This is a genomic window from Chelatococcus sp. KU-N122 (assembly GCF_055391085.1).
In genome coordinates, this window is sequence record NZ_AP043981.1 from 148,126 (window position 1) to 163,364 (window position 15,239).

Annotated in this window: 10 protein-coding genes and 1 pseudogene; 6 read left to right on the forward strand and 5 right to left on the reverse strand. The window is 60.9% G+C overall.

Annotation, left to right across the window (positions count from 1 at the left end; genetic code table 11):
- Window positions 1-466: 466 nt before the first annotated feature.
- Window positions 467-1,603: a hypothetical protein gene (locus tag ACZ5PO_RS00660; protein ID WP_464189216.1), complete on the forward strand. Its 1,137-nt coding sequence runs from the start codon at window positions 467-469 to the stop codon at window positions 1,601-1,603.
- The gene (locus ACZ5PO_RS00665; protein ID WP_464189218.1) at window positions 1,603-2,640 is read left to right on the forward strand and encodes a hypothetical protein; all 1,038 of its coding nucleotides are present in this window, start codon (window positions 1,603-1,605) and stop codon (window positions 2,638-2,640) included. Before ACZ5PO_RS00660 ends, ACZ5PO_RS00665 begins: the two co-directional genes overlap by 1 nt.
- Window positions 2,641-2,925: 285 nt before the next feature.
- On the opposite strand, the pseudogene ACZ5PO_RS00670 reads toward ACZ5PO_RS00665, so the two are convergent.
- Both ACZ5PO_RS00670 and ACZ5PO_RS00675 read right to left on the reverse strand, forming a co-directional pair.
- Window positions 2,926-3,460 (reverse strand): annotated as a pseudogene (locus ACZ5PO_RS00670) (transposase); the annotation flags it as partial.
- Between the two features lie 195 nt (window positions 3,461-3,655).
- Window positions 3,656-5,998, reverse strand: coding sequence for a B12-binding domain-containing radical SAM protein (locus ACZ5PO_RS00675; RefSeq protein ID WP_464189220.1), 2,343 nt, complete (start codon window positions 5,996-5,998; stop codon window positions 3,656-3,658).
- 534 nt (window positions 5,999-6,532) lie between these two features.
- Between ACZ5PO_RS00675 and ACZ5PO_RS00680 the strand changes: the two genes are divergently transcribed.
- Both ACZ5PO_RS00680 and ACZ5PO_RS00685 read left to right on the forward strand, forming a co-directional pair.
- Entirely contained in the window at window positions 6,533-7,498 is a 966-nt protein-coding gene (locus ACZ5PO_RS00680) for an arginase family protein (protein ID WP_464189222.1), read from the forward strand.
- Window positions 7,499-8,634: 1,136 nt separating this feature from the next.
- Window positions 8,635-9,114 carry a hypothetical protein gene (locus tag ACZ5PO_RS00685; protein WP_464189224.1) on the forward strand — a complete coding sequence of 160 codons (480 nt, stop codon included), beginning with the start codon at window positions 8,635-8,637 and terminating at the stop codon, window positions 9,112-9,114.
- 122 nt (window positions 9,115-9,236) lie between these two features.
- Here the strand turns inward: ACZ5PO_RS00685 and budC are convergent, their stop codons facing one another.
- The 3 genes from budC to ACZ5PO_RS00700 are packed head-to-tail and all read right to left on the reverse strand — an operon-like array spanning window position 9,237 to window position 12,919.
- Window positions 9,237-10,028 (reverse strand): meso-2,3-butanediol dehydrogenase, encoded by a 792-nt coding sequence (gene budC / locus ACZ5PO_RS00690; protein ID WP_464189226.1) that lies wholly within the window; start codon window positions 10,026-10,028, stop codon window positions 9,237-9,239.
- Between the two features lie 57 nt (window positions 10,029-10,085).
- Window positions 10,086-11,165: a zinc-binding dehydrogenase gene (locus ACZ5PO_RS00695; RefSeq protein WP_464189228.1), complete on the reverse strand. Its 1,080-nt coding sequence runs from the start codon at window positions 11,163-11,165 to the stop codon at window positions 10,086-10,088.
- A complete protein-coding gene (locus tag ACZ5PO_RS00700) occupies window positions 11,162-12,919 on the reverse strand; it encodes a thiamine pyrophosphate-binding protein (protein WP_464189231.1) in 1,758 nt (585 codons plus the stop codon). Before ACZ5PO_RS00700 ends, ACZ5PO_RS00695 begins: the two co-directional genes overlap by 4 nt.
- A gap of 253 nt (window positions 12,920-13,172) precedes the next feature.
- Between ACZ5PO_RS00700 and ACZ5PO_RS00705 the strand changes: the two genes are divergently transcribed.
- Window positions 13,173-13,823 carry a TetR/AcrR family transcriptional regulator gene (locus tag ACZ5PO_RS00705; protein WP_464189233.1) on the forward strand — a complete coding sequence of 217 codons (651 nt, stop codon included), beginning with the start codon at window positions 13,173-13,175 and terminating at the stop codon, window positions 13,821-13,823.
- A gap of 144 nt (window positions 13,824-13,967) precedes the next feature.
- The gene (locus tag ACZ5PO_RS00710) at window positions 13,968-15,188 is read left to right on the forward strand and encodes an ABC transporter substrate-binding protein (protein ID WP_464189235.1); all 1,221 of its coding nucleotides are present in this window, start codon (window positions 13,968-13,970) and stop codon (window positions 15,186-15,188) included.
- The last annotated feature ends 51 nt before the right edge of the window (window positions 15,189-15,239 follow it).

The following is a 15,239-nucleotide window of genomic DNA, read 5'->3' on the forward strand; positions in this document are numbered from 1 at the left end:
GTTGGCGTCAAAGCAGGCGCGCACGCGCTCATCAAGGCCCTACTGCCGCTCGCCTCGCCCGCGCTAGCCGCCGAGGCGGATCCGATCGCCGGTCGCGCCAGCACGATCGTTGGCATCCGCGGCGCCAGGATAAGGCTATCCGGCATCGACGAATCGTGGCCGGCCGGGATGATCCTCGCGGGCCACGTGGCGAGTTCTTTATTGCCGACAAGATGGGACGCCGTACCGTCTACAGCAGCGTGGACGGCAAGGATCACTGTGGCAGCACCCGGCGCACCGCGAGATCGGCGGGCGGGACTTCGGCGAAGATCATCAGAGTTGGCGAGGAGAGGGCCGCCCGTCCCGCGTTGGGGCGACGGATCTCATTGCTCTGTGGCAGTGGCGGGCATTCGCCCGTGACAGATGAGGCCTCTACAACACGCACCTCGTGAAGTGCTCAAACCTGAGAGAGATGAGGGCCCGATATATGATTGAAATTACATCATACGATCATGATGCCCGCCTGAAAGCAACATGCTTAAATGTCCGAACGACCTACGGGTGGTATCTCAATGTCGCGAAAGGAGCAGAAGCCAACCTATCGATACAGCGAAGGATAATTGCCGGATCTAAGGCCTACGCAACGCTACGGTCCGATTTGAAGCGGGGCTGCGTACTGCCGCCGATCGTGCTCGCGGTCGAACTGCACGGTCACGCCGCCGATTTCGCAAAACCGGGAGCTGTTGATTCGGCCCTTCTAAGCGACCTCGAAAGGCAGCTGATCAATATTCAAGCCTCATCTATCTACATCGTCGATGGCCTTCAAAGGACTAACGCGCTGCGGCAGGTTGAATCTGACTTGTCGGACGCAGATCGTTCGGGGTTTCTTGAGACGAATTTGCGCCTGGAGGTGTGGATTAACATCCCGTTCGGCGCCCTCGCCTATCGCATGTTGTTATTGAATGCGGGGCAGCGCCCGATGTCGATTAAACATCAAGTCGAGATACTTAGCTTAAACCTAAAATCAGATCTACAGATTATTCCGAATATTGAGATAATCGATGCCGGTCGACGAAGGGTCCACCCCGGGCAATTCCAGTTGTCGAAGCTGTCATTGAGCTTTCAAGCATGGCTCCAAGGGACGCCAAATATAGATGTGCGCAACGTCGTGGTCGAACAGATGATGGCGGATTCGGCGCTTGAGACGCTCAGCGCCTCTATAGAACGAACAGATAATCACGAAGGTGGAGACGCATTTCGTGACTTTATGGAGTCCGTTGTTAGATTGGATAGGTTACTTGGCGATAGTAGATTAGATTTTTTCGGAAGCGAAACAGTTTTGCTCGGGCTATCGGCAGCTGTCGGATCGGCTCAGAAGGACGAGCGTCTCAGACAACGCACTGATCGCGCAATCAACCACCTCGAACAATCTCTGCTCTTCAGTGATCCTGATCCGCTGGCAATTACAGCATTTGAAGACATTCGGAAAGGCATCGATCCCTCAAAGAAGAACGTCGGAGAAGCAACCAGAAATCTTGTATTTAATGCCTTTAGAGAGTTCTTCTTCACTGAGGGACATTCAAGCATGGCCGACTGCTGGCAGATGGCGGGAGCGAGAGCTTGATGGCCGCAGTCCCTGATAGTGTCTACGCCGCCCTGGGCTTGGCGAGGGGGTGCTCCTTCGAAGTAGCGGAACAGGTGCTAATTTCGGCGGCAGGCAGCGCACTTCCATTTTTCTCGGAGGATGGACGGTCCGAGCTGTCGCGCATACTGTCTGACGGCTCACGTCTCGATGTAGAGCGAATTGTGCATACCTCGGTTAGCAAAGAGTGGAAGTTTTCAACTATTATCTTAGATGGGCAGACAATTGCGGAGGTTCTCATTTGTCCAAAAGAGCCGGAAAGAGCCTCGGCGGCGCCACCCACGTCGGGTGAAAAGATCCTGGTTCACGCGTGGGCTGGAGCGCCTGCGGACCTGTCCTCCTTTGGAGGGGCTGCCCTACTCGCGGCGGCGCCGATCACCTTGCCATCCGACAATTTCGAATTGCTTCTGGCCTTCGCGGAATGCACGACCAATCAGCAAAGCGGTGCTATGTATAGAGGACGAAATAGGCCTAGCTCAATCATAACCGCTGATAGCTCCGCCAGAATTTTGAAAGGTTCATTTCCTAGACTGGTTAAGGAGTCGTTATCGCAGAGAGTACCAAAGTGGCGATATCTTCAGATGTACCGGATTCTAGAGCACGGATATCTCGATAGTATTTTTTCTATGCTAAAATCTGATTTCATGGATGATCCTTCCTCTGCCATCAATGCAGCACAGAAGGCCCTTTCCAACGAAAGCGAGCAGTTCTTATCGCTCGTTCAACGCCACCAGTTGGAGGATCAATTCGAGACGCTCGCGGACGAACATAAAGTCGCGATGGAGGGCGGTAACAAATTTGCGTGGGCAATATCCAGAAAGCTTGAACTCAGACCGGGAGCTTCATCCAAAATCGCTAAAGGCGTCAAGGCGGCCTACGCGATCCGCTGCGCCATTGCGCACGCTGGGACAATTGATGTCTTCTGCGAGCGGTTTGACGATGCGGACGATTTTATCATCTCGGTCTTGCCTATTCTTGAGGATGCAGTCTTCAAGTTCGTCGGGCTTGAAATGAGATGACCCGTAGAGCTCAGCTTGAGATCGGTGCCTTTACGAAGGTTGTCGACTAGACGTCACGTTCCCGGGCTGAGGCTGGCCCGCCCTGTCGTGCGACTAAGAGACGAGGGTTGCTCGGAGGGCCGAGCCGAGCCTCACACACGGAGGGCGCGCCATGGGGATTATAGAGGCTTTCGTTGCATTCGACGTAGCGAAACTGGAGCACGCGGTAGCGCTCGCGGAGGGCGGTCGCAACGGCGAAGTCCGCCTTCTCGACGAGCTTCAGAAGCTAGCCCGCATTTCTCAGCAGATGTAGAGCGGCAGGTAACAATAGCTATCGTAGTAGCCATGGAAGAAGCGCCCCTCCTGATGGCCGGACAGGGGGTCGTCCGTCGCATCCAGGTCGAGGATAATTTGCCGGAGCGCCTTGCGTTGAGTCTCCAGGAACAGCTCGACGAACAGGCTCTCGATGGCCGAACCGTCGTGGCTGATCTTGTGATACCGGCTCGGCTGCGGCTTGCTCAACTCCAGGCGGTTCAAGGTGCTCTCGCCGGCGACCGGCGCACAATCCTCCCGCCGCGCCGAAAGCTTGCCGGCCAGGACCGCCATCATCGGGTCGTGGCGCAACTGGTCGTGGTCGTTGAGATCCTCGTAGCCGAGCGCCAGCCCGAAGACGCGCTGGCCAACCAGGGTCGCCACCTCGTGCTCGATCAGCTCCGGCTTGCGGCTGTCGCGAAAGCAGCCGGCCAGCCGATCGACCAAACGGACCGCCCCGATCCGTCGATCCCAGCAGCGGCGTGCCGGCGCCCGACGAGATCATTCCGCCGTCCAAACCAGCAACCACCCGGCGACCTTGCGACCTCCGACGGTGCCAAGCGCGTCAGGGATCACGCTACACTCTGTCGCGATCGGTCCGTCTCTCCGTCTCAGTCTGAAGTCAATCGCAAAGCAGCTTTTCAGAGTCCCGATGCACCTACATTCCGTGGGAAATGCGTGCTACATGGTCTAGTCAAGGGCCATCGGTCAGCCAACGACAAGTTTAGGTAGGTAGCAACATCTTATTCCGGTCAAGCTGCCCCAGGAAGGCCATACCATCATGAACAGCACCCTCCCCAAATCGTTCTAAGGTGCGCGCGACCTCTTCGTCACTCGCGTTCGACTGCAACATACGAATGATCATGGCGCTGCTGATTGAGAGGCTCCAACATTCTTCTGTGTCGATATCAACAAGATAGAAATTGTCATCTCTCTCAACAATCTCGACAGATGATAATAAGCGCCCATTTTGAGGATGTACCACCTGATAGTTGCTAAATTGCTCCGCCATTGCCCGCGATGCTCCCGCGCGCCGCAGCCTCTCGTATATGTCCCGACGCTCACGTTCGGTAGTTCCACATACCGTATGAAGATGCGGCAGCTCGGCAGCCACCCAGGTCGCCCCATTGACATAAAACCGCGCGCTCCCAGTAAGTCCACGCTTCTTTGGGTTCCCGCTCAGCTCGCACTGGTACTCAGTTGCGCAAGAACCGTCGTTTGACTCATGGAGTAGTTCACCAATGATTCCAGGCCCACACACTTCCGCTACAGCTTCATCCGAACCGCATTTGAGAATGAAGTTCCACTCCTCCGGTCGTCTCCGGGCATGAACGTTATCTCTGATCGACACTCTCCCAATTGCATCGAAAACACTCCTCCGATCTACTTGACCCGAGGCCCTCTGCAACACCGCGAGCGCTTCGGAGTGCGATAAGCCACTCCGAACATCGTATTTCATATCGAAGCGCAAGTCCTCGCTAGCCTCCGGCTCACGTACAACCACGCCATACTGATTGGCCTCTCGATAAACGGGCGCATGGCGATCAAGAGAGAACGTACCTGCTCCACTGGAACAAAAGAAGTCATCATGCTTCTCGCGAGCGAGCTTCAAGATGGAGGAAACAAACCTGATTGTCTCGTTAGCTTCGTCCTCTGTCTCTCCCGGAAAGCCTAGGAAGCAAAACAGATGAAACGAAATCCCAGCTTCTAGTACCGCAATCAAACATGGCTCAATGTCCTGTGCCTTTACTCCCTTCTTCATTAGATTTAGAATACGTTGGTTGTAGGACTCGAGACCGAACATAAGGTAACGACAACCGGACTGATGAAGACGTCTAGCCAGTGTAGAATTCAATTTCTTGCTAAACCGAGCTTCTGCATACCATCGTATATCTATCTTTTCCCGAATTAGACTATCCGCCAGGGCTTCGCCGTACTTCCACTCGAATGTTTCATCAACGAAAGTGAAGTGCTTTGCTCCAACAATCGATTTGAGTGTAGCAACTTCGCCGATCACCCTGTCCAGAGGGCGGATCCGGAAGGAATTGCTTGCCCATGGTATCGAGCAAAACGAGCACTTGTAACGGCAGCTCCTAGATAAAAAGAGCGGGAAAATGATCTCAGGAGATAGATAAAGATCCAAAGCAAGCTGCTCAAACCGCGGACGCGGCGATCGTGATATGTCGGCCTCCTTAATGTCATTTTTGACCAGTTTACCGTCTAAGACATAAGAGGCGTTTGGTACACCAAGCCACTTTGGTTTACTGTATTTAATGGTTTCTGCGATTGCTACAATCGCGTCTTCGCCTTCGGACCGCACGATCACGTCGAATAAGTCATAGAAGGGATGGGCGTAGTCCCATGATTCCACCATCCTCGTGGCATAGTTCCCGCCTAGCACTATCGGGACTGACGAGCTTAGGAACTTCCGAGCTTCGATAGCCAACGTAACCGCCGGAATCAACTGAGCGACGTCCGTTAGGGAAATGCCTATAAACGAATGCCCTCCCAGACTCGGGAAGACACATTCCCTATAAAACTGAATAAAGGGGTTCACCGCTTCGTCCCGAGCAACACATAAGATGTCACTCGATCTCGTTCGGGAATAATTCGAAAATTCCATGGTTTCTGGATTAATATTGAATCCCGGAAAAGCAGCTGAGAAATAATTCGTGATATGCCCGATTGCCTCTGACAACCACACCTCAGTGGCCCTATCCATTAGCAGGGCCCTATTCCGAAGCACATCCGTTACACGTCCAGCCGCCTCGGGCATAAAGTCAGCAAAAATCTTTGCGGCACCCAGGCGAGCTTGCTCTGCTGCTGTCATTGCATCCGACATAGTGCGCAACATCACCCGCTCGCGTAGCCGCGTGATCATTTGCGGAGCTAACATCCACCTGAAAAACTCGACGTTTAGATCTCTGCATACCGTTGAATAGCCGGCGTCGTTCAACGCGCCGGCCAGCAGCGGTACCGACAGGTAAGGGGAGTAAGGCGACCACCCGGGTGGAAAGACCAAGAGCGCACAGAATTCGGCCCCATCCGGAGGCAAATGTATATTCACGTCTGCACTCCCGTTCTACAGTTCCGCTATCGGGCGTTGAAAGCATACGAACGCCAACGCAGAACTGCGCAAATTGAGCTGGCAGCAGCTCAGCTAGCGCAAAACGTCCGTGCGGCTGGCGCCGCTACTTTATATGTTATTGCGCCTTCCTATTTGGATCTAGGCAATACATCAGGCAGAAGTTGCCATCACATTCTCTCGGATACAGCGCCGTCACAGCTTCCGCAATAAATCAGGACAAACGGATTTGTGATTGGCGCACGCAATACCGATTATTTGTTTCCGTCTTTGTCTTTCAAAGCTCGCGCAGCCTCCAACGGACTTCCCTCATGGTCGGCTTGGGCGCTCTTGTCTAAATTGAACGAGGTTTCACCATACGCGGTGTCACCGGCATATCTAACACTACGGAGTTCAGGATCCATATTATCAATCGACGGAGGCTCGTAACCTTGCGATCGCATCCGTTCTGCAAGCTCCTCAGCTGAGGGCGGGCTTGTGTTTTCCTCTGCGGAATCAGACTTCCCGGCGGTCCCCATGGCTGGCTCCTGCTGCATTCGAGAAAGCAACTCCGTTGCCGTGCTCCAGTTGACAGCAGGCGACGTCGCTTGTCAACTGAACGCTCGCTGGTTTTCGCGCCGGAGGCTGTCCTTGTCTCGCACTCTATTCGGAGCCACGAGTGGGGGATGTGGCAGAGTTGTCGTCGTGGGCATGCCGTACGAAGGCGGCGCGGGATCCGTAAGCGGAACGGGCGATGCTCCCAGGGTCCTGCGGTCACTCACAGGGTGGCAACGATTGGGCGAAAGACGTTCTTTGTACAGAGAGAGCCAGAACGGAGTCCACGAAGTGGGTCCGCTTGACGTCTCCGATTTCGGAGATCTACCCTTTCATTCGTCGGTATCTAGAGGAAGATACCTCGGTGATTGTGAGGTTATTTTCCGCGATCTTGTTCGGCGAGAACGGAAGATCTTGCTGCTGGGAGGCGATCACAGTTGCGCGCTTCCTCTAATACGTTCGCTAAGTGAGGGATATCAGCGTGTTCAAGTTGTGCATTTGGATGCGCATTCTGACTTTGAGGCTAAGGTAGATCAGCGGACGCCTAGTTGCGGTAACTTTATGGGGTTTGTTGCGCGCGAATCGCATGTGGCGCGAATCACCCTTTCTGGTCTCCGAAGCCTCACATCATGCCAAAGAGCGTTATCTGAGAAGCATATCGCATGCGATATCGAGGATGTTTTTGAACACCTCCTGGAGGATGTGCCAATTCACCTTTCGATCGATACCGATGTTGTTGACCCCCTGTCTGCGCCAGCGGTTAGCTTCCCTGAACCATTTGGGCTATCATGGCCCAGTTTATTGCACTTCTTCGATAGGATGGGATCACGTGGGTGCAATGTTGTGAGCGCAGATTGGTGTGAACTTAATCCGCGCCTAGATGTTGGACACTACGTTACATGTTCTTACGTGAACAACGGCTTGCTATCGATTTTGCGAATACTTTAGATCGATTGAGCGTGTATTTTCGACGGTAATTGCGCTTTCTTGCCCGTACAATTTCTCGCCTCTGAGTGGATCCACGTACTTTGTTGCTGCAAATGGCAGCCATTTCTTCGAATTGAACACTGCAATCACCGGATGCGCGCCGTTTTCAGCTGGGCCGGACTGTTCCTCTTCCGGAAGACTGATATCATCGAGGTCGGGCCCGCGACGTGCCGTTATCGGATCTTGGGCGTCAAATGCGCTACACCCGGTGTGGCCACAGAGAGTTCCACATTGATGTGTGATGCCCGCCGCTGCGGAGAGGGGCAACATCCGGATCTGACGGCTCGCCGAAATCTTCAAAGGCCGACCCGGCCCAGAGCCCCCCTGGGGCGAACTCGGGGTCTCCCTCCAAAGCTCAAGCTTGAACGTGACGCGCGGTCACGTGCAGCGGTTGGCTGGCGTCGCCGATGTAGTGGGACCACACGCCGATGTCTCGCAGGATCATGCGCTCGCGCAAGGCCCGATGGCTGGGGCAACCCGCAAGGCTTCACCATCGCGCGCATTCACGCGCCGATCGAGGGCGAGCTCGTGCGCGAGCACGTCACGGTGGCCGACGTGGCACGCGAGTTGCCGGCATTCACAGCCCTGACGCGACCGTGGGCTATCCGCCCAAGAGCTTCAGGATGATCGAGGCCGAAGGCCACGTTTCGCAAGCGCAGCTGTTCAGGGCAGATTGAGCCGCGGGAGGAGCGTCACTCGCGACCGAACGGGTGAGTTCTGGCCCTCGCGGCGACGGAGTGCTCGCGCTGCTCAGCGGCCGTGACCTGGACAGCGCGGAGACCTCGCACAAGGGGCATCAGGCACCACACGATCGGCGCGCGAGACCTCATGGGAGTACCGTCGCCGCCCGTTCAGCGAATCGACATTCAGGGTGGCGAGCGACCTAGTACTTCGCTACCGCTCGACGAACATCGGGGACGGCGTCGGCCATGGGAGCGAGAAGCTTCGCGACTCAGCCCGCCGCGGGGTGGACCAGATCAGGAACGGCCTCGCTCGTGAGGTCACATGAGCATTGGCGACGAGAGGTTTGCCGCCATCTGGGATACGGCTTTGTCGATCCGGAAGATGCGATTGCTTGTGCCGCGGATCGAGCCACCATGTGGGCGACCGGCACGCTGCCGATAGAAGGGTCGCTGGCCTTCGACATTCCGATTCCCGCCGCCCTCGGCGCCAGCGCAAGCATTCGGGAGGTGCGAGCAACCCTCGCTTGGTTCACACCAATCCGGCCTGGGCACCTAGCCTACCGTGCCGTCAAGCTGAAGATCAACTCGCTTCAGCCCGACAGTCTGGAGATCGCAGGCGTTGGAACCTCCACGAGCCAACCGTCCAACAGCCAGTCTGAGAGTGGAACGATCGTCCATCGTAGATGGCGTTATGCACGCATCGGCGTGATCGCTAATGGAGCTTCAATCCCGGTCCAGGTTCAGCGGGAAAAAGATCAAGGGACCCCAGTTGACGAGGCGATTCCGTTCGGTCTTGCGGTCACAATCGAAATGCCCGGCGCGGCGCAAATCTACGACCAGGTTCGCGCGAATATTCAGATCCAGCCGCGCGCATTCGTGAGAGTGCAGGGCTGAGCCCCTTCACACCTGCCCTATCTCCCATGATGAGCCCACGGCGGATCGCCGCAAGACAGACTTGTCATAGTCTTGATGCCGATGGTCGTAATAATACGCGCTTGCATTTGGTTAGCCTCGTACTACGCGCTCGCTTCGAGGAAGCGGACGATATTCGGCTGGCCGGTATGGGCGGTGACGCCGCCGTCGACCGGCACCACTGCACCGACCATGAAGGACGCCTCGTCGCTGGCCAGGAAGGCGACGACAGCGGCAATCTCCTCGGGCCGCGCGAAGCGTCCCAGCGGCACGCGCTCGTCCCAGTGCTCGCGCAGGCCCGGCATCTCCTTCACGCGCGCGATGATCGGCGTGTCGACCGGGCCGGGGCAGACCGCATTGACGCGGATGCCGGCGCGGGCGAGGCCGATCCCCAGGGCGCGCGTATAGTTGACCACGGCGCCCTTCGCCGCGTTGTAGGCGTCGAAGTTGAAATCACCGGCCAGGCCCGAGATCGAGGCGGTGTTGACGATGGCGCCCGATCCCTGCGCCGTCATGATCGGAATGGCCGCCTTGCAGCCGTAGAAGACGCTGTCGACGTTGACGGCGAACACCCGGCGCCAGTCCTCCTCGGGCAGGTCGACCGTCGTGCTGTGCGAGCCGATGCCGGCGTTGTTGAACAGCACGTCGAGCCGGCCATGCTGGCGCGCGACCTCCTGGATGGCCTCCGCCATCTGCGCTCCGTCGGCGACGTCCACATGGCGGAATGCCATGCGCTCGCCGCCGGCCGCCCGCACCAGCTCGGCGCCGCGTTCGTCGTCGAGGTCGAAGGCGACGACGGTTGCGCCCTCGCCGTGCAGCCGGCGCGCCGTCGCCTCGCCGATGCCCGAGGCCCCGCCCGTGATGATCGCCACTTTGCCCGAAAAGCGCACGCTCATTCCTCCCGATGCTTCGTCCGCTCCGGCGCCGATGCCGGCCGGACCCTTATGGTCCCGTCACAGGCGAGGATCGACGACGATCTTGGCGTGCTCGTCGGCGCGGCTCGCGAGCCCGAAGGCCTCCGCCACGGCGGGGAGGCCGACGACCTTGGTGACCAGCGGCTCCGCCTTGATACGCCCGCTTGCGATGTTGGCGAGCGTAGCGGCGAACTCCTCGGGCGTGTAGGCGAAGACGAAGTCGAAGCTCAGCTGCTTGTTGATGGCCATCAGCGGCTCGATGGCGTCCGACTGCATGCACGCGCCGCCGACGACGATGCGCGACTGTGGCGGGGCGCCGTCGATGATGGCTTGCAGCATGCCCGGCTTGCCGACGCATTCGAAGATCGTCGCCGGGCGCGTCCGGCGCCCCGTGGCGAGCGCGACCGAGCGGCTGGCCAGCGTCGCCGGCACGTCGAACGCCTCCCAGCGCCCGTAGGGGCTGTCGGCGGCGGGATCGATGACGATGTCGGCGCCGACGGTCTCCGCCAGTTGCCGCCGTGCCGGCGAGAAGTCGCAGGCGATGACGGGACCGACGCCGCGCAGCTTGGCGGCGGCGATGGTGGCGAGGCCGATCGGTCCGCAGCCGAGGACGAGAACCACCGCATCATCCGCGAGCCGCGCCGTGGCGACCGCATGCTCGCCGACGGCGAAAGGCTCGGTCAGGCAGGCGAGGACGTCGGAGAGATGCTCGGGCACCGGCAGCAGCAGCGCCTCGGTGAGCAGCAACCGTTCCGCGAAAGCGCCGGAGAAGCGGTTGGAGAAGCCGACGAGCTCCATGCCGGTGGGCCCGGCGCAGAACGGCATGGCGACCACCCGCGTGCCGGGCTGGATGCGGCCGCTGCAGCCCGGCCCCGCCTCGATGACCTCGGCGCAGAACTCGTGGCCGAAGACCACGTCCTTGTCGCCGTCGAGCGTCGTCGCCGAGCCGCAGCGTTGCGCCAGCGCCGCGAGCTCCTCCAGATGCTCGAGCCCGTGCAGGTCGGACCCGCAGATGCCGCAGGCGAGCGAGCGTGCCAGCACCTGCCCGGTGCCGGGCACGGGTTCGGGAAAGGCCTCGTCCAGCACGAGCCGACGCTGACGGCGGACGACGGCCCTCATTGTGCCGCTCCATGGGCCCGACGGCCCTGGGCCGGGATGTTCTCGTAGTAGGGGATGGGGATCTCGTCCTCGGCATCGAGCTTGCCGATCATCATCGGCGTCACCGGGTGCACGATGCTGGGATCGGTGATGATGTTGATGCAGGCGGCGACCCGGGCCGCCTGGGCGCGCCGGATCGCCGGGGCGATGTCCTCGTAGCGCGTCACCTTCTCGCCGTGGCCGCCGAAGGCGGTCGCGACCTCGTGATAGTCGCTGGACGCCAGCTTCACCGCCGCCAGGTTCTGCCGGCCGAAGACCAGCTCCTGCCCGTGCTGCGACATGCCCCAGCAGGCGTTGTTGAAGATCACCGTCAGCACGGGCAGCCGATGCCGCACCATGGTGTCGAACTCGGCGATATGGAAGCCCGCCGCTCCGTCGCCCAGGATGAGGGCCACCGGATGCTCCGGCCGGGCGCGGGCGAGGCCGATGGCGAAGCCCTGGCCCACGCCGAGGCAGCCGAGATAGCCGTTGCCGAGGCTGAGCCCGGGCCCGGGCACGCGGGCGAAGGGGCGGAACCAGCCGGGCGCCTCGCCGCCGTCCCAGGCGATGGCGGTGTCGGCGCTCAAGGCCTCGGCCACGGCCCTCGCCGCGTGGAAGGGATGAAGCAGCCCGGTCGCGCCCTCCTTGGGCGCAGTCTCGAAGGCGCGCACGAAATGGCCGGGGCAGCGCTTCAGCGTGTCGATCCATTCGCTGCGCCGGCGCCACGCACGGCCGCCGGTGCGCTCGCCCACGGCCCTGAGGAACTCCGTGGCATCCGCGGTGACGGCGAGGTCCGGGGCGCGCAGGCGGCCGATCTCGGCCTCGTCGATATCGACCTGCACCAGCTTGGCCGCGTGGGGGATGATGGTTCCCTGGCGGCCGCCGAGGAACATCCCCGCGCGCGCCCCGAGCAGGATCACCAGGTCGGCCGGCTGCCGCTCGACGAGGGCGGCCACGGCCAGCGTGCCGGCCGCGCCCGCGTTGAGGGGATGGTCGTGGGCGAGGATGCCGGCGCCCTTGTTGCTGGCCAGCACCGGGATCGCCGCCGCCTCAGCGAAGCCGCTCAGCAGCGCGGCGCACTCGCGCGACGCAGCCCCGCCGCCGACGATGATGGCGGGCCGCTCCGCCGCCTCCAGCAGAGCGACGAAATGATCGACGGTCGCAGTGGACACCGCAGGCCGCGCCGACACGGCCGGCCGGGCCGCCTTCGACAGCAGCGCCTCGTCGGCCAGGCCGAACATGATGTCGATCGGCACCTCGATGAACACCGGGCCGGGCCGGCCGGAGCGCGCCAGCCGCACGGCCTTCTCGACCAGATCGGGGATGCGCTCGACGTTGGTGATGCGATGCGACCACTTGGTCACCGGCGCGGCCATGGCGACCTGGTCGAAGCCGCCTTGCAGCGGATTGGTCGCCACCTCGCGCAGCGGCGGGGCGCCGGCGATGAACAGCACGGGCGTCGCATCGAGCCAGGCGTTGGTCATCGACGTCAGGGCGTTGGTGAAGCCGGGCCCGGCGGTGATGACGCAGACCCCGACATGGCCCGTCGCGCGCGCATAGGCCTCGGCGGCGTGGCCCGCCGTCGCCTCGTGCCGCGTATCGGTGAGGCGGATGCCGTTGTCGGCACACGCCGTAAGAAAGGAATCCAGGTGCCCGCCGTGCAGCGTGAACACCTCGCTGACGCCGAGCGCGCTCAACGACCTCCCCAGAGCCATGCCGCCGCTGATTTCAGCCATCGTACTCCTCCCGCCACTGCCGCGATCCGGGCGCTGGCCGTCGGCCCACGCGGCGCGCCTTGTCGAATTTTGATCCGACCGGGCTCTCCAGGGCCACGGTGGATGCCACTTTTTTAGAGTGCACTCTAATAATGTCAATGCGAGCCGCGCGACAAATTGTGCGCCACGCAGCTGGATCGTATTGCTGGCATGTGGAACGGCGGATCTCCACCGGAAGATCGTGGACGCTCGAACGCGCCGGAGAGGAACGGGAATGGACGCCAAGCCGAGCGGGCACGAACTGGCAAAGCGCGGGCGCCGCGCGCGAATCGTGTCGGCGACGACGAAGCTGCTGCGCGAAATCGAGCTCGAGGCGCTCTCGATCAACCTCATTGCCGAGCATGCCGGCGTCAGTCCAGCGACCGTCTATAACCTGTTCGGCAACAAATCGTCGGTCCTCAAAGGGGTCTTCGATCAGGATCTGGCGCGCTTCGAGGCTGTCTTCGCCGAGCGCGCTGCGGCGGATGCGCTGGACAACTTCTTCATAGCGCTCGACGTCGCAACCGAGCTCTACGACGAGCAGCCGGGCCTGTACAAGGCGATGATGTACGTGAGCGGGCGGGAGGGCAATCTCTACGCCGAGATCAGCAAGCCCCGCGTCGACTTCTGGTGCGGCCTCGTGGCCGCGGCCCGCCGCAGCGGGCGCCTGAGGCCCGACACCGACGATGCCGAGACGGGGGCGACGCTGTCGTTCCTCGCCCGTGGCGGCCTCTCCCACTGGGCCGAGGGGATGATCACGACGGAACAGTTGCGCGGCAAGCTCAAGTTCGGCTTCTCCCTCATCCTCGCCGCCGTGGCGGCTCCCGGCACGGCCGCCCGGCTGCGCCCGCCGCAGCGACCGACCGATCGCTCGCGCGCCGATTGACATCATTAGAGCGCGCTCTAATCTCGCCGCCGCTCCGAAGCGCCAGGGCCAGCGGCCCGGCCTCGGCGTCGGGAGACGTCTCCCGTCGACCAACAACGACAAGACCGGCCTACGCGGTAGGCGGCGAAGACCTGGGGAGGTCACATGACGGCGTTCGACCGCAGATCGTTCCTGGCGGGCATGGCCATGGCAGGGTTCACCGCCGCAGGCGCCCGTCGCGCGCATGCCGATGATCTGCCGGGCGTGACCGACACCGACATCAAGATCGGCAGCACGACGTCGTTGAGCGGCCCGGTCTCGGCGCTCGGCATTCAAGCGCGCTGCCAGGAAGCGTTCTTCAAGATGATCAACGAGGCCGGCGGCGTATCCGGCCGACGGATCACCTACATCTACTACGACGACGGCTTCAGCCCGCCGAGGACGGTCGAGCAGACGCGCAAGCTGGTGGAAAGCGACGGCGTCGCCTTCATGTTCAACACGCTCGGCACCGCGCCGAACTCAGCGATCGTCAAGTACCTCAACCAGAAGAAGATTCCGCACCTGTTCCTGTCCGTGAACGGGGACAAGTGGGGCGACTACAAGACCAATCCCTGGACGATGGGCTTTGCGCCGAGCGCCCGCATCGAGGCGCAGATCTTCGCCAAGCATGCCCTCCAGCAGAACCCGTCGGCCAAGATCGCCATCCTGTATCAGAACGACGACCTCGGTAAGGATTACGTCGCGGGGATGCGCGACGTCCTGCAGGGCAATTTCGACAAGCAGGTGACCACCGTTCCGCACGAGGTCTCCGATCCCACGGTGGATTCGCAGATCGTGCAGTTGAAGCAGAGCGGAGCCGACGTGCTGCTCTCGGGAACGACGGCGAAGTTCGTCGCCCAGTCGATCAAGCGGGTCTACGAGCTCCAGTGGAAGCCGACCCACTATATCGCCAATGGCGCAGCCTCGATCGCGGGCGTGCTGATCCCCGCCGGCGCCGAGCGCTCGACCGGCGTGATCGCCTCGGCCTACCTCAAGGACGCCACCGATCCCACCTGGGCGGACGACGCCGGCATCAAGGAATACCTGGCCTTCCTCGCCAAATACTTCCCTGACGGCAAGGCGAACGATTCCTACATCCTGTATGCGTATACCGTGGCGCGCGTGCTCATGAAGGTGCTGGAGCAGTGCAACGGCAACTTCACCCGCGAGAACATCATGAAGCAGGCCACGAGCCTCCAGGATCTCCAGATGCCGACCATGCTGCCCGGCATCCTGGTCAATACCAGCCCGACGAATTACCATCCGATTCGGCAGGTGCAGCTGCAGAGGTTCGACGGAGCGGCCTGGAAACGCTTCGGCGGCATCATTCAGGGCGCCGACATCTAGGGGCGCCCCGGCCGGGCCGTGCGATCGCAAAATATGGCCGACGTGATGCAG

Coding starts and splice junctions, on each gene's coding strand:
- ACZ5PO_RS00685 (WP_464189224.1), top strand. CDS start 8,635: ATGTGGGCGACCGGCACGCTGCCGATAGAAGGGTCGCTGGCCTTCGAC.
- ACZ5PO_RS00695 (WP_464189228.1), bottom strand. CDS start 11,165: ATGAGGGCCGTCGTCCGCCGTCAGCGTCGGCTCGTGCTGGACGAGGCC.
- ACZ5PO_RS00700 (WP_464189231.1), bottom strand. CDS start 12,919: ATGGCTGAAATCAGCGGCGGCATGGCTCTGGGGAGGTCGTTGAGCGCG.
- ACZ5PO_RS00710 (WP_464189235.1), top strand. CDS start 13,968: ATGACGGCGTTCGACCGCAGATCGTTCCTGGCGGGCATGGCCATGGCA.
- ACZ5PO_RS00705 (WP_464189233.1), top strand. CDS start 13,173: ATGGACGCCAAGCCGAGCGGGCACGAACTGGCAAAGCGCGGGCGCCGC.
- ACZ5PO_RS00660 (WP_464189216.1), top strand. CDS start 467: ATGATTGAAATTACATCATACGATCATGATGCCCGCCTGAAAGCAACA.
- ACZ5PO_RS00665 (WP_464189218.1), top strand. CDS start 1,603: ATGGCCGCAGTCCCTGATAGTGTCTACGCCGCCCTGGGCTTGGCGAGG.
- budC (WP_464189226.1), bottom strand. CDS start 10,028: ATGAGCGTGCGCTTTTCGGGCAAAGTGGCGATCATCACGGGCGGGGCC.
- ACZ5PO_RS00680 (WP_464189222.1), top strand. CDS start 6,533: ATGGCTGGCTCCTGCTGCATTCGAGAAAGCAACTCCGTTGCCGTGCTC.